Here is a 13,536-nt window from a genome sequence, read left to right as displayed (position 1 = left end):
AATTTGCATATAAAATGAAAAATCAAGAAAATAATTTGCTGTGGATTAATGTCAATCCAGCTTTAAAGATTTTTGATGTTCCACTCTTAAAGCAACTTTCAAAAACATTCACTGTCAACTGTTGGGAATATTCCCAGTCTACGGATGAAGCCCAGTCCCTTGAAGATGTTTTGGTATTGCTCCATGATTATCTAAAGCAGGGCGATCGCCCGGTACATTTGCTGGGCCACGGTACGGGGGGACTGGTCGCTTTACTCTATGCCTACAATTACCCAGAACGGGTCAAATCTCTCACCTTGCTGTCTGTGGGGGCCTATCCAGCAGTGGATTGGCAGGCCCATTACTATGCCCAGTTGCGCCTATTACCCTGTCCACGGTCAATTTTGCTAAAACAGACGGTCTACAATCTCTTTGGCATTCAGTCCCCCGCGGCAATCTACGAGCTGCGCGATCGCCTCGAAGCAGACCTCAAAACGGCCTTGCCCATCCATACAATTTGCCAAAATTTGTCGGTATCCCCCCGCTCTGTTTCAGTGCCCCTCCTGGTTTGCGGCAGTGACGATGATGTGGTGATAGACCGCAAATTACAAGCAGACTGGCAGCCTTGGTTAAAAACAGGCGATCTTCTGTGGCAATGTCCCCAGGGGCGATATTTTTTCCATTACTTCTATCCCCAAGCTGTAGCCGAACAAATTTCTACATTCCTAAATCGAGGGGCTCAGCCAATTACGCCGCTCTCCTCTTCAAAATATTGTGCTTAGACCTGGGGAGATTTGGCCCAAGGCTATCTGAGGAAATGGGACTGGAGGCGATCGCCCACCGCCGTTTCCCAAGTTTGTAACTGGGACGCAAATTCTGGGTGATCCAATCCCTTACGCCACATAATCAAGGCATCTTCTCCCGTCGCTTGGTAGTAACCCTTACGGCGGCCCGCCACCTGGAAGCCGAACTTTTCGTAGAGGGCGATCGCCCCATGGTTAGAAGCGCGAACCTCCAACGTGGCACGCTCCAGGCCCCGCCGCCAAGCATCCCGTAATAACCCCAAAAGAATCAATTGTCCCAAACCCCGCCGCTGTAGATCTGGATGGACGGCCATAATTGTGATGTGAGCTTCCTCCACGATGGACCATAGGCAACCCAAGCCAATGAGCTTATTTTGATCATGGGGGGCTGGCAAAATCAGCAGGGTACTATTGGGGCTTTCCATTTCCCGCAGGTAGCCATCTTTTGACCAGAGACCACCAAAACAGAGCTGGTCTAGGGCCAGCACTTGGGGGATATGTTTAGCAGTCAGGGGCTGCAGTTGGAGAGAAATTAGACTCACAGTTTTTTTCAAGAAATCACTAAATTCGAGGCCGATGCCCAAAAGGCCTCTGATGATACTTTAAACTGCTTAATACTATTTATTTGTTATGGAAGCTTCCTAGAAAAACTGCTTATGTTAACCGTAGAGTCCACCCAGAATTCTGGACGCCAATATTTGCCCGAAAATCCAGAAAACTTATCCCCCAACCAAAGCTTGACGCCCCTAACGGCCACGGTGAATAGCCTCGATCACCTGGTCATCGGTGGTTGTGATGTTGTTGATCTGGTGAAACAGTATGGCTCCCCGTTGTACATCCTCGATGAACAGACCTTGCGCACCACCTGTCGCCAATACCGCGACAGTTTCCAGAAATATTACTCTGGGGAGTCTTTGGTGATCTACGCGTCCAAGGCTTGGAGCTGCATGGCGATCGCCGCCATTGTCGACAGTGAAGGGTTGGGCTTCGATGTGGTTTCTGGGGGAGAGCTCTACACCACCCTCAAAGCTGGGGTTAGCCCGAAAAAAATCTACTTCCACGGCAACAACAAATCCCGCGAAGAATTGGCCTTTGCCCTCGACCAAGGCGTCACGATCATCGTTGATAACTTCCTGGAGTTGGAATGGCTCAAGGACCTGACAGGCGATCGCCAAGCCGTTGCCAATGTCATCCTGCGTCTGACCCCAGGGATTGAGTGCCACACCCACGAATATATCCGCACCGGTCACCTGGACAGTAAATTTGGCTTTGACCCGAACCAAATCGAAGCGGTTTTTGCCCTGGTGAAAGAGGCTGAATTCTTAAATTGTGTCGGTCTCCACGCCCATATCGGCTCCCAAATCTTTGAACAGCAACCCCACAAAGACCTAGGCGATGTACTGGCCGGCTGGTATAAAAAAGCCGCTGAATACGGCCTTCAGCCAGAAATTCTGAACCTGGGCGGTGGCTTAGGGATCCGTTACACCGAATCCGATGATCCCCCAAGCATCGAAGCCTGGTCCCAAAATGTGGCCCAATCCCTGGAAGCTGCCTGCCGCAGCCATGGCATCGCCCTACCAAAACTCATTGTTGAGCCGGGCCGTTCCCTCGTCGGTAGTGCCTGCATCACCGCCTACACCGTCGGTAGCCGTAAAGTGGTGCCCGAAATCCGCACCTATATTTCTGTTGATGGGGGCATGTCCGATAACCCCCGCCCGATCACTTACCAGTCCGTTTACCGGGCGGCGATCGCCAACCGTCTTTCTGATCCCTGCGAAGAAACGGTCACCATTGCGGGTAAGCACTGTGAATCTGGGGATGTGGTGATTAAAGATGCCCAACTGCCTACACCCCAGCCCGGTGACATTCTCGTGGTGCTGGCGACGGGGGCCTATAACTACAGTATGGCCTCCAATTACAATCGCATTGGCCGGCCAGCGGCGGTGCTTGTCAACAAAGGAGAAGCCCAGATCATTATCCGTCGTGAAACTTTTGAAGATTTAGTTCGTCAAGACTGCTTGCCGGAACGGCTACGTCAAGATTAGTTTTTTTTCATTGGGTGAAAATTTAAGGACGGGGTCAAGGGAAATGCCTATTATGGGCGATCGCCATCACCCCGTTTTTTCTTGTCGAAAATTAGCCCCATCGTGACATGATAGAGTCTGATGGCAGGTTGTCAGTTGTGCTGAAGTAGTGGTAGGAGAGGATGCCAGACTGGCTTTTTAAGATTGCGGATATCGCACTCACACTGTTTTTAGTTTATTTAGTACTTTTTGTGGTTCGAGACCGAGTGGCTGTCCGCCTGATGCGGGGCTTTCTACTTTTGGTTCTTGCCCACCAATTAGCAGCTCTTTATGGTTTACCATACCTTTCTGCCCTACTAGATAAATTAATTTTGGTCTCTGCCGTCGGGATCGCCACCCTTTATCAATCCCAGGTGCGGCGTATCCTCGAAAAATTAGGCCGGGGTGAATTTATCGACCTCCTCACTCCCAGTGAGGCCCGGGGCATTAACCCAGAAAATGAGGTCCTCGATCGCATTGTTGACTCCGTTAAGGATTTGTCCCAATCCCGGACAGGGGCACTGATTTTAATTGAGACCACCTCTACCCCCATTGACCAAAAAGATTTTCTGCGCCCTGGGGTTCCCATCGATGCAGAGGTCTCAAAAGAACTTCTCAAATCTATTTTTTATGATAAGAATCCTCTCCATGATGGTGCTGTCTTAATCCGCGACACCCGAGTTATTGCTGCGCGTATTTTGTTTCATCTTTCAGAAAAAACAGGATTTCGGCAGTTGGGAACCCGTCACCTTGCCGCCCGCAGTGTGACCGCACAATTAGACAATTGCGTTTGTGTCATTGTTTCAGAAGAAACAGGCTCCATTTCATTGGCAAAAAGGGGAGAGCTCAACCGGCCCCTCACCAGTAGTGAACTCCGAGAGCTCCTCGCTGATTATTTCAAATCAGGCGATCGCGAATCTGTAACGACGTCCCTCAGTGACTTCAGCCGTCGGCTAAAATCGCAAGGGAAAGATTTGTTAACATCCTTAGCGCATCTAAAACTCCCCTTTATCAAAAAAGATTAACCTTCCCCTGCAACTATGGTTCATCCTTTACCTGCTGACCTCGACCCCCAGAGGCTTCCAAAACATATCGCCGTAATCATGGATGGCAACGGTCGTTGGGGACAACAGCGCGGCTTACCCAGAATCATGGGACACCAAAAAGGGGTCGATACGATCCGCAATATTCTGACTTACTGCCAAGATTGGGGGATCCAAGCCCTGACAGTCTATGCTTTTTCCACAGAAAATTGGCGCCGCCCCCCCACGGAAGTAGAATTTCTCATGACCCTCTTTGAGAAGGTGCTCCGACGGGAAATTAAAATCTGGGCAGCGAAGGGCATCCAAATTCGCTTTGTGGGAGATCTCACTTCTCTCCCCTATTCCCTCCAAGAAGAGATTCAACGGTCTGTCATTCAAACCCGGCACAATAGTGGTATCCAATTCACCGTCGCCACGAATTATGGTGGTCGCCAAGAATTAGTCCAGGCTTGCCGGGCGATCGCCACAAAAGTTGCAGCCGGCGAACTCAAACCAAGCGACATCGACGAAACCCTAATTAACAACCATCTCTATACCCATGGCATCCCAGATCCAGACCTATTAATTCGCACCAGCGGCGAAATGCGCCTGAGTAATTTTTTACTCTGGCAGATGGCCTACAGCGAAATTTACGTGACGCCTACCCTTTGGCCTGATTTTGATAAAACAGAACTCCACCAAGCTCTTTTGGCTTTCCAGCAGCGGGAACGGCGCTTTGGCAAAGCAACCGTCTAAAAGAGCCCAGGGGAAGGAAATTTTTTTTAGAGAAGGAGTTGACATTTTCCATTGGTGATTTTATATTATTAAAAGTGACCTAAATCGCTTGGGACTGTAGTTCAGCTGGTTAGAATGCCTGCCTGTCACGCAGGAGGTCGCGGGTTCGAGTCCCGTCAGTCCCGTAGAAAAAAGACAAACCAACCTAGACATCCTGGCTTCTGGCGTCAGTGCAACCGAAAGAAATGGCTCTAGCCAGGAACTGTGGTGTACTGGTAGTCTGATATGAGGATTTCAAGGGCAGTAACCAATGACATGGCGTCGGCGTGATTTTTTGCGAACTCTGGGGGTAGCATGGGGTGCCCTAGGCTTTTCTGGGTATGTACAGCCGTCCATGTTTTCCCAATCGGCCTTAGCTTTGGGGCAATTTCGGGGTCGGAAGTTGGCATTGTTGGTCGGCATTAATCACTATGGCCCGGGGATCAACCTAGGGGGAGCCCCGCAGGATCTTAAAATTCAAAGAAACTTACTAGAAAATCGCTTTGGGTTTGCGGCCGAAAATATTTTGACTCTGCAGGATGAGCAGGCGACAGTTTCTGGTTTTTTAGCGGCGTTTCAAACGGTACTTCAGAACCGAGTCCAGTCGGATGATCTGATTTTTGTGCATTTTAGTGGCTATGGCATACGCTTACAGTCAGACATAGGTGCTATCCCAGCGCTTGTTTTGCCAGGGACAAAGGGACCGGAGGCGATCGCCCTCAGTACAGTTCAACGGCTCCTGCAAACATTGAACCCGGCCCAGGCAGTCTTGGTCTTGGATACGAGCTTTGATAATACGCCCTACTCTCTGGGGGCCTATTGGCATAGCCGCACCTATCCCAAGAGTCAACCGACACCAGCCTTAGTAACTCTAGAAGAAGATGCTCAATCTGGCTTTGGCCTTGGGCGATCACCTTTGATCCAGCTCTTGGCGGCGGCCCAGGGGGTGACCCCAGAGATACAAATCAATGGGGTGGCCGTGGGCTTATTTACCGCCACCCTCGGGGAATATCTTTCTGCCTTTGACCCCCTAGGAACGGTCACCAGTGGCCAAAGTAACTTTGCAATTCACTTGCCCCGTGATGAAGCCCAACCAGCCACGGTGCAACTTTTGGGGACCAAGTCCGCAGCTCTATATGGTGTGGCACCGGAAGTTACGACGCCTGCTCCGGGTAATATCATGGCCCAAAGCGCGACAGGCATTGGGTTGTACCTCGGAGGTCTGGGGCCAGAAATTCTCCAGGCGATCGCCCCTGGGAGCGAATTTATTGCCCTTGGGGAAAGTAGCCAAAAAATTCTCCTCACTAGTAAAACAGGCGTGTTTGGTCAGGGTAAAGCCAGTTCCCAAGACCCCAGTCCTGGCACAATTCTTCAGGAAGTTAAGCGCCATTTACCCCACAGCCTGTCCCTAAAAATTGCCTTTGCCGAGGAGCTCAGTCGCATTGAACGGGTTGATGCCACCAGTGCCTTTGCCAATATTGCCCATCTTGCTACCGTTAGTGGCCCCCAGGATTGGGTGGACTATGTTTTTGAAGACGGCTATCAGTTGAGTACCATCACCGGGAAAAACGTTGCGGGGATTGTGCCCGTCAGTGATGCCAATGAAGCGATCCAGTCTTCTGTAGCGCGTCTACAGCCGCGTCTAGAGCAGCTTCTCGCCCTTAAATGGCTACGGTTGTTGGCCAACGAGACCAGTACCCAGTTATCCCTTAAGCTCCAACTCCAGCGTCTCGACCGTTTCGCGACGGTCGTTACTGAAAAAAACACCCCCCTCAGGGTGGGCCAGCCTAGGGGAAATACGAGCCCCCAGGCGATCTTTGCTTTGGCAGAAAAGGGACTATACCGCTTAGAAAATAACAGCGGACAACCTCTATTTGCACTGGGTTTTGCCCAAAGTCCGAAACAGGAACTATTTTTATTAACTCCAAAAGAGGGAGTAGCTCTAAATATGAGCACAGTGGGCACTACGTTAGAATTCAGTGCCCTACGTCCCTTGGGAACCTGGATTATCTATTGGATTATTGGCGATCGCCCCTTTAGTAATTTTCAAAATCAGGTAATGCAGCAATTTGGCGAGCTAGAAACCATACCTCAGAAATTAGAAAAACCCCTGCCCCTGATTCAAGCCCTGCTCAGTGATCTACACCAAACTTCCCCGGAAGGTACAGAGGCTACCAAGGACACCTATGTTTTAGCGACAAACCAGTGGGCCGGGCTGCACCTACGCCATACTGTGGTTGAAGCGGGTTAATACGCCATAAAAATATCCCCTAGAAAAGCTCAGGGGACATTTTTATAGATCGTTATTTCGCATGAGTTGCGTAATGTGCTTCCCTTCATTTTTTTCAAATGAGGCGGCAAATACTGGCTTGTGTCAAACCTTGGGAATAACGACTTTAAAAACCAGGGAGGTTCAAACCACTGGTGAGTTCTTCCATCCGGCTCCGCATGGTTTCGGTGGATTTGGTGTAGGCATCGGTCAGAGCTTCAGAAACCGCTGCGGACAATTCGGTGGCTCCTTTAGCGATCGCCGCTTCAGAAATTTCAACGCCCCGGGGCTCTTGGTTACCGCTGAGGATGACTTTGACAGAACCGTCACCATTGGTCCCTTCAATGTTCATCGCTTCCAATTCTTCCTGGAGCTTTTTTGCACCTTCCTGTACCTTTTGGGCTTGCTGGAACGCGGCAGCCAGCTCTTTCATTTTTCCTAATCCAAATCCTTGTGCCATAGCGGTTAAAAAAATAAACAGAGTAATGATTAGCAGATTAATTGCTTCGGAATTGGGCCCCGAGGAAATCTAATCCGTAACCTATCTTAATATCTTGTGCTCCCCTTTGTTGCCCCCAGGGGATTTCCCCACACGATTGGTCAGGAAAAATCCCCTAGAATTTTCACTTCAGGCTTGAGCAAAATTTCCCAGGTTTGTTCGACCTGTTCCTGGACATGGTGAATCAGTCGAAAAATATCCATCGCCTTGGCCCCGCCGCAATTCACAATGAAGTTAGCATGGCGTTCGGCCACCTGAGCACCTCCGATTTGATAACCCTTGAGGCCTGTTTGTTCAATCAAATGACCCGCTGCTTCGGGGTATGGATTGCGAAAAACACTGCCACAACTGGGGAGATGGTAAGGCTGGGTAGATTTACGCATTTTTAAGTTACGGTTGGTTTCGGCCCGCACTGCTTCTTTATCAAAACCAGGCTCTAGCTGAAAAGCGGCTTCTAGCACGAGGCGATCGCCCCCCTGCAAATTTGAAGTGCGGTAGCGATAATCGAGATCCGCTGGGCTTAACTGATGAATCGTGCCATCGGGGTCCAAAACCTTTAGCCACACCAGGCGATCGGCCACACAACCTTGGTGTGCCCCCGCATTCATGACCACACTGCCACCCACACTCCCCGGAATGCCCACGGCCCACTCCAGCCCCTTCCAACCCCGCTTCGCTGCCTGCCAAGCCAGACGGGCGATCGGCTCCCCAGCACTGGCAATTAAGATACCTGCCTCTTCTTGGGCTTGGTAATAACGGATTTTTTTGGTGTTAATCGTGAGACCAGGAATGCCGCGATCGCTGATCAAAAGATTAGAACCTGCCCCCAAAATTGTGATTGGAAAACCGTCTAGATTTTGGAGATACCAGGCAAAACAGGCTTCTGTTTCGGCTAAATTACTGGGCTCTGCATAAAATTCAGCCTGGCCCCCGACACGAAAAGAAGTGTAGTGGGCCAGGGGGACATGGGCTTGAATCAGATTATCGAAATCCACTGCGCCATTCAACGCAGATGCTGTTTCGGAGCGGGAGGGGGAACAAACCATGGTTTCTATCCGAGGTAAGGGGGTGGGGGGTGAAGTCACCTTAGTCTGGGGCAGCACATTGGGTCAACGGTTGGGGGGCAAGGGGTGAACTGTCATCAGTCGGCCACTGGGCCAAGAGGGTGGGGATGGTTTGGTTGAGATTCCCGGCCCCCAAAAACAACACCAGATCACCAGTTTGCAGTTGAGGCACTAACCAAAGGGGTAAGCTTTGGAGATCTGGGTGGTAAAAAACATTGTTTTGTTGTTTGGCGATCGCCTGTTGTAGGGCTTCCCCTGTAAGGTTATCTACATTCTTCTCCCCTGCGCCATAAATATCAGTAATTATGGTCACATCGGCATTTTTGAAAGCTTTTGCAAATTCATCTAAAAAAGCAAAGGTACGACTGTACCGATGGGGCTGAAAAATAGCGACCACCCGTTGCTCGCTTCCGGCCCGGAGCCTGGCAGATTCGAGGGTCGCTTCAATTTCGCTGGGGTGGTGGGCATAGTCATCAATAAGGGTAATGCCCTGACGTTGCCCCCGGATCTCAAAGCGTCGTTTTGCTCCCTGAAAAGATTCTAAGGCTTTGGCAATGGAGCCAAAAGGAACGCCATAATTACGGGCTACAGCGATCGCCCCCAAGGCATTCGTAAGATTGTGAGACCCCACCAACGCAAGGTTGATTTCTCCGAGGCGATCGCCCCGCTCCCAGATCACCGCGCGGGTCGATAAAGGCCCATATTCAATGTCCGTGGCCCAATAGTCTGCCTGATCGATATTGTTTAGGCCATAGCCTATCTGATGGGATAAAACCCCCTTGGCGATCGTCGGGCAATCGACACAGGCCACCAAGGTTTCGCAGTGGCGCGCAAAGGTCTGGAAGATGTCCACCACTTGGTCTAAGGATTGATAATGATCTGGGTGGTCTAATTCAATATTCGTCACCACCCCCAGCTGGGGTCGGAGTTTGACCAAAGTTCCATCAGATTCATCCGCCTCAGCCACTAAATAAGTCCCCTGGCCAAGGCGGGCATTCCCATCCCAGGCATCTACTTCACCGCCGACGATGATTGTGGGGTCAAGACCTGCCACTAAAAAAATATAACCAATCAAGCTACTGGTGGTCGTTTTACCATGGGTTCCCCCCACAGCGATGCTGTCATATTCTTTCACCAAGGCCGACAGCACATCAGAGCGGTGAAAAATATTGCAGCCTAAGGATTGAGCTGCTTGAAACTCGGAATTTCCTTGGCCAATTGCCGTCGAACAAATGACCTGGGGCAGACTGTGTTGGTTAGGGGATTGATCACTCGAAGAAAAAGCCTGGAGATTTTCTGGAACCTGTTGATTGAAAATATGCGCTCCCACTGCCGCCAATCGCTCTGTGATGTGGCTCGCCCGTTGGTCAGAACCAGACACAGGAATATTTTTGTTAGTCAAAACATAGGCGAGGGCAGACATTCCAATCCCTCCAATTCCGATGAAGTGAAATGGTTTTCCGCTTAGATCTACAGTTTTCAACGATTTTTCCCCTCACACATCCTATCGTTGGCTATGGCGACGATAGGGGACAGAACACATTTAAGTATGCAATATTACCGGACTTTTACAAGCAAGGTGCTTTCTCGGCAAACTTCTTTTGGCGATCGCCTTTTCTCCTCCCAGAAGCAGAGTAGCCAGAGTTTAGTCAGCAAATCAGTTCATGGGTTTCCTGAAATTCGGGGATCGAATTGTGCAGTCTTTGATATGATTGGGGTCATCAAATGAAAACTTTTATTGCAATTTAATCTTTAATAGAGGGCAAGACGCGGTGATTAGAGTAGCGATTAACGGATTTGGACGTATTGGACGCAACTTCTTGAGATGTTGGGCTGGTCGCGAAAACAGCCAACTCCAAGTCGTTGGGATCAACGCGACTACCGATACCAAAAGCAATGCCCATATGCTTCGTTACGATACGATGTTGGGTAAATTCGATGGCGAAATCGGTTATGACGCCAACTCCTTGACAGTCAACGGCCAAGTGATCAAGTGTTGTTCCGACAGAAACCCCCTCAATCTGCCTTGGAAAGAATGGGGTGTTGACCTAGTCATTGAATCGACCGGTGTGTTCAACTCCGACGAAGGCGCATCTAAGCACCTCACAGCCGGCGCCAAGAAAGTTGTCCTCACTGCCCCTGGTAAAGGCGCAGGTGTAGGCACCTACGTTGTTGGTGTAAACGCTGACCAATATTCCCACGATAAATACGATATTCTCAGTAACGCAAGCTGTACTACCAACTGTCTTGCTCCCGTTGTTAAAGTTCTCCACGAACGCTTTGGTATCGTCAAAGGTACGATGACCACTGTCCACAGCTATACCGGAGACCAACGGATCCTCGACAATAGCCACCGTGACCTCCGTCGGGCTCGGGCTGCCGCAGAAAATATTGTGCCCACCTCCACTGGTGCGGCCCAAGCCGTTGCTCTGGTCATCCCCGAAATGAAAGGTAAGCTCACCGGGATTGCAATGCGTGTCCCCACCCCCAACGTTTCCGTAGTTGACCTTGTCGCCAACATCGAAAAGAAAACGATCGCCGAAGAAGTCAACCAAGTTCTCAAGGAAGCAGCAGAAGGTTCCATGAAAGGCATCCTCGCCTACACCGAAGAGCCCCTCGTTTCCTGTGATTTCCGGGGTACTGATGTATCTTCTACCGTCGATGGGAGCCTCACCCTCGCTCTCGATGGCGACTTGATCAAGGTTGTCGCTTGGTATGACAACGAATGGGGCTATTCCCAGCGTGTAGTTGACCTCGCTGAAATTGTTGCCCAGAAGTGGGAAGCCTAAGCCATTAAACACAGCAAGACCGCTGTTATCCATTAGTCTTGCAAGCTAGATCCGAGAGGTGGTGTAAGTTCCACCTCTTTTTTTCTACCCCAGTGCCCCACACTAAATCATTGATGACGATAAGGATCTAACCGGCAAAGAGAGACTCAAATTCATGGCGCATGGCCGTGAGATTAGCTACCCGGGCTACCACCAGATAAGGTTCTTCTGGATTGCTGGGGAGTTCCTGTTCACAGCGACGGACCATATCTTCCTGCTTTAGCCAAAAATGCACCATGGTCTCCACCACCTCATCCCAATTCCAATGGGGTCTTTTCGGAATCATGTCTAGGGCATCAATAAAGCTATCGAGGGTACAACGATAAGCGGCGAGATAAGCCTTAGGGCGCTGGGGGTCTTGTTCGTTTTGCTGCTGATAGTTGAAAAAAGTAATGAGGGGGGTAACCCCAAGGAGATCAAAAGAGTAGGTCATTTTTGCACACTCCAAATGTATGACAACTGGAAAACTCAGTTCCCCATGTCACCAAACTTTTTATTCCTTTGGCACGAGGAATAACAAAAAGGAGAGCGCTCATCCCTACGGTAATGTAATCGGGACTGATATCTCTTTAGTTTAAGAAAAATCCCCCCTCAAAGGGTTATCTACAAACTTTTTGCAATATTTAGCAGTTTCCCGCTGAGAGTGCCAATTTTTTTAGGTTTTACAAATATTTTTTCAGCAGTAAAGCCAACTTTTCTTTAGTGGCTGCGGGGACCTGATCGAGGGGGGTGAGGATCGCATATTTGAGGGCATCATGGGCCGCCGATTGGGGGGGATTTGCCGCTAACTTTTCGACAACAGCCTGGATGACTTTTTGGGCATTGGTGGCATTTTTATGGAGATTAGCAATCACCATTTCGACGGTGACACTTTCATGGTCTGGGTGCCAACAGTCGTAATCAGTCACAAGGGCGAGGGTGGCATAGGCCATTTCCGCTTCCCGGGCCAATTTCGCTTCCTGGAGGTTGGTCATGCCGATGATACTGGCATCCCAACTACGGTATAGGTTCGATTCGGCTTTGGTGGAAAAAGCGGGGCCTTCCATGCAGACGTAGGTGCCGCCCCGGTGCAGGTCAACGCCTTCTAAGTTCAAAGATTCCACGGCATCCCCCAGGATCTGCGCCAACTGGGGACAAACGGGATCTCCAAAGGTCACATGGGCGACAATGCCTTCACCAAAAAAGGTATCGGTGCGGTGGCGGGTGCGGTCAATAAATTGATCAGGGACCACCATGTCGACGGGTTTGATTGCCGCCTGGAGGGAGCCTACCGCAGAGGCAGAGATGATGTATTCCACACCGAGGGATTTGAGGGCATAGATATTGGCACGGAAGGGCAGTTCGGTTGGCAAGAGATGATGGTTGCGGCCGTGGCGGGGTAAGAAGACTACGGGGATACCATTGAGAGTGCCGGTAATGAGCTTGTCGCTGGGCGCACCAAAGGGGGTCTCAACGGTGACTTCTTCGATATTCTGGAGGGCTTCCATTTTGTAGAGACCGCTGCCGCCGATGATGCCGATTTTAATATCTGCCATGGTTTGTGGGATGTTAGATTTGCCTTGATTTGCTACAACATTATCTTGTATCAAAACCGGCTTTTTATCCTATGTTGAAATTTTTACGGACAACTCTCATCGCGGTGCTGGCGATCGCCTGTCTATGGTTGCCGATGGATGGGGCGATCGCCCTGGGGGGAACCCAACCGACCCTAGACCAGCCTGCCCCAGAATTTACCCTGCTAGGAAATGCCGGTGACGGGGAGATCCAAGAATTTTCCCTGGCTGATTACCGGGGTCAATGGGTGGTGCTTTATTTTTATCCCCAGGATTTCACCCCCGGCTGTACCCTCGAAGCCCGCCGCTTCCAGCAGGATTTACCCCAGTATTTAGACCGCAACGTGCAAATTTTGGGGGTGAGTGTCGATGATGTCGATTCCCATGAAGCGTTTTGCGATGCCGAGGGGCTGAAGTTTCCCCTCCTCGCCGACAGTACTGGTGATGTCAGTAAACAATATGGCTCCTATTTGACGGGCTATTCCCTGCGCCACACTTATCTGATTGATCCCGATGGGGTTTTGCGTAAAATTTATCTCGGTGTTAATCCTGCAATCCACAGCCAAGAAGTCCTCTCAGATTTAGATAGCCTCATTGCTGCGGCCTAAGCCCATTGGCTCAAATGTCTAGGGGCCAATAGCGCGTCTCTACTAACTGAGAACTGTTACCTGATAGAATCTAC

The 13,536-nt window shown here is 50.3% G+C and carries 13 protein-coding genes and 1 tRNA gene; 8 read left to right on the top strand and 6 right to left on the bottom strand.

The features are described from left to right. Positions 1–14: 14 nt before the first annotated feature. Positions 15–761: an alpha/beta fold hydrolase gene (locus ACZ45B_RS13230; protein WP_024545755.1), complete on the top strand. Its 747-nt coding sequence runs from the start codon at positions 15–17 to the stop codon at positions 759–761. Positions 762–784: 23 nt separating this feature from the next. On the opposite strand, the gene rimI is transcribed toward ACZ45B_RS13230, so the two are convergent. Then, a complete protein-coding gene (gene rimI, locus ACZ45B_RS13225) occupies positions 785–1,324 on the bottom strand; it encodes a ribosomal protein S18-alanine N-acetyltransferase (RefSeq protein WP_024545756.1) in 540 nt (179 codons plus the stop codon). Positions 1,325–1,438: 114 nt separating this feature from the next. On the opposite strand from rimI, the gene lysA reads away from it, so the two are divergent. The 5 genes from lysA to ACZ45B_RS13200 all read left to right on the top strand — a co-directional run bounded on the left by lysA (position 1,439) and on the right by ACZ45B_RS13200 (position 6,892). Then, positions 1,439–2,827: a diaminopimelate decarboxylase gene (lysA, locus tag ACZ45B_RS13220; protein ID WP_024545757.1), complete on the top strand. Its 1,389-nt coding sequence runs from the start codon at positions 1,439–1,441 to the stop codon at positions 2,825–2,827. Between the two features lie 161 nt (positions 2,828–2,988). After that, positions 2,989–3,870 (top strand): diadenylate cyclase CdaA, encoded by an 882-nt coding sequence (gene cdaA, locus ACZ45B_RS13215; RefSeq protein WP_024545758.1) that lies wholly within the window; start codon positions 2,989–2,991, stop codon positions 3,868–3,870. A gap of 15 nt (positions 3,871–3,885) precedes the next feature. Then, a complete protein-coding gene (locus ACZ45B_RS13210) occupies positions 3,886–4,623 on the top strand; it encodes an isoprenyl transferase (protein WP_024545759.1) in 738 nt (245 codons plus the stop codon). Between the two features lie 90 nt (positions 4,624–4,713). Further along, positions 4,714–4,787, top strand: a tRNA-Asp gene (locus ACZ45B_RS13205). A gap of 209 nt (positions 4,788–4,996) precedes the next feature. Further along, complete coding sequence (locus tag ACZ45B_RS13200; RefSeq protein ID WP_024545760.1) at positions 4,997–6,892, top strand: caspase family protein; 1,896 nt, start codon at positions 4,997–4,999, stop codon at positions 6,890–6,892. A 145-nt stretch (positions 6,893–7,037) separates the two neighbouring features. On the opposite strand, the gene ACZ45B_RS13195 is transcribed toward ACZ45B_RS13200, so the two are convergent. The 3 genes from ACZ45B_RS13195 to murC form a co-directional block, all read right to left on the bottom strand. Continuing rightward, positions 7,038–7,370: a YbaB/EbfC family nucleoid-associated protein gene (locus ACZ45B_RS13195; RefSeq protein ID WP_024545761.1), complete on the bottom strand. Its 333-nt coding sequence runs from the start codon at positions 7,368–7,370 to the stop codon at positions 7,038–7,040. Positions 7,371–7,510: 140 nt separating this feature from the next. Continuing rightward, positions 7,511–8,455, bottom strand: coding sequence for a UDP-N-acetylmuramate dehydrogenase (gene murB / locus ACZ45B_RS13190; RefSeq protein ID WP_024545762.1), 945 nt, complete (start codon positions 8,453–8,455; stop codon positions 7,511–7,513). Between the two features lie 40 nt (positions 8,456–8,495). Beyond that, positions 8,496–9,956, bottom strand: coding sequence for a UDP-N-acetylmuramate--L-alanine ligase (murC, locus tag ACZ45B_RS13185; RefSeq protein ID WP_024545763.1), 1,461 nt, complete (start codon positions 9,954–9,956; stop codon positions 8,496–8,498). Positions 9,957–10,245: 289 nt separating this feature from the next. On the opposite strand from murC, the gene ACZ45B_RS13180 reads away from it, so the two are divergent. Continuing rightward, positions 10,246–11,262: a type I glyceraldehyde-3-phosphate dehydrogenase gene (locus tag ACZ45B_RS13180; protein WP_024545764.1), complete on the top strand. Its 1,017-nt coding sequence runs from the start codon at positions 10,246–10,248 to the stop codon at positions 11,260–11,262. Between the two features lie 127 nt (positions 11,263–11,389). Here the strand turns inward: ACZ45B_RS13180 and ACZ45B_RS13175 are convergent, their stop codons facing one another. Then, the gene (locus ACZ45B_RS13175; protein ID WP_024545765.1) at positions 11,390–11,734 is read right to left on the bottom strand and encodes a hypothetical protein; all 345 of its coding nucleotides are present in this window, start codon (positions 11,732–11,734) and stop codon (positions 11,390–11,392) included. Positions 11,735–11,963: 229 nt separating this feature from the next. Further along, on the bottom strand, positions 11,964–12,836 hold the full coding sequence (locus tag ACZ45B_RS13170) for an S-methyl-5'-thioadenosine phosphorylase (protein ID WP_024545766.1): 873 nt from the start codon (positions 12,834–12,836) through the stop codon (positions 11,964–11,966). Positions 12,837–12,907: 71 nt separating this feature from the next. On the opposite strand from ACZ45B_RS13170, the gene ACZ45B_RS13165 reads away from it, so the two are divergent. Then, positions 12,908–13,462 carry a peroxiredoxin gene (locus ACZ45B_RS13165; RefSeq protein ID WP_024545767.1) on the top strand — a complete coding sequence of 185 codons (555 nt, stop codon included), beginning with the start codon at positions 12,908–12,910 and terminating at the stop codon, positions 13,460–13,462. Positions 13,463–13,536: the final 74 nt, after the last annotated feature.

This window comes from Picosynechococcus sp. NKBG15041c (assembly GCF_055380235.1).
This window is presented reverse-complemented; position numbering and strand designations above follow the sequence as displayed.

What these genes read in the sequence shown, in the direction of transcription:
- lysA (WP_024545757.1), top strand. Translation starts at nt 1,439, where the DNA reads ATGTTAACCGTAGAGTCCACCCAGAATTCTGGACGCCAATATTTGCCC.
- ACZ45B_RS13195 (WP_024545761.1), bottom strand. Translation starts at nt 7,370, where the DNA reads ATGGCACAAGGATTTGGATTAGGAAAAATGAAAGAGCTGGCTGCCGCG.
- ACZ45B_RS13165 (WP_024545767.1), top strand. Translation starts at nt 12,908, where the DNA reads ATGTTGAAATTTTTACGGACAACTCTCATCGCGGTGCTGGCGATCGCC.
- murB (WP_024545762.1), bottom strand. Translation starts at nt 8,455, where the DNA reads ATGGTTTGTTCCCCCTCCCGCTCCGAAACAGCATCTGCGTTGAATGGC.
- cdaA (WP_024545758.1), top strand. Translation starts at nt 2,989, where the DNA reads ATGCCAGACTGGCTTTTTAAGATTGCGGATATCGCACTCACACTGTTT.
- ACZ45B_RS13230 (WP_024545755.1), top strand. Translation starts at nt 15, where the DNA reads ATGAAAAATCAAGAAAATAATTTGCTGTGGATTAATGTCAATCCAGCT.
- ACZ45B_RS13200 (WP_024545760.1), top strand. Translation starts at nt 4,997, where the DNA reads ATGTTTTCCCAATCGGCCTTAGCTTTGGGGCAATTTCGGGGTCGGAAG.
- ACZ45B_RS13175 (WP_024545765.1), bottom strand. Translation starts at nt 11,734, where the DNA reads ATGACCTACTCTTTTGATCTCCTTGGGGTTACCCCCCTCATTACTTTT.
- ACZ45B_RS13170 (WP_024545766.1), bottom strand. Translation starts at nt 12,836, where the DNA reads ATGGCAGATATTAAAATCGGCATCATCGGCGGCAGCGGTCTCTACAAA.
- ACZ45B_RS13210 (WP_024545759.1), top strand. Translation starts at nt 3,886, where the DNA reads ATGGTTCATCCTTTACCTGCTGACCTCGACCCCCAGAGGCTTCCAAAA.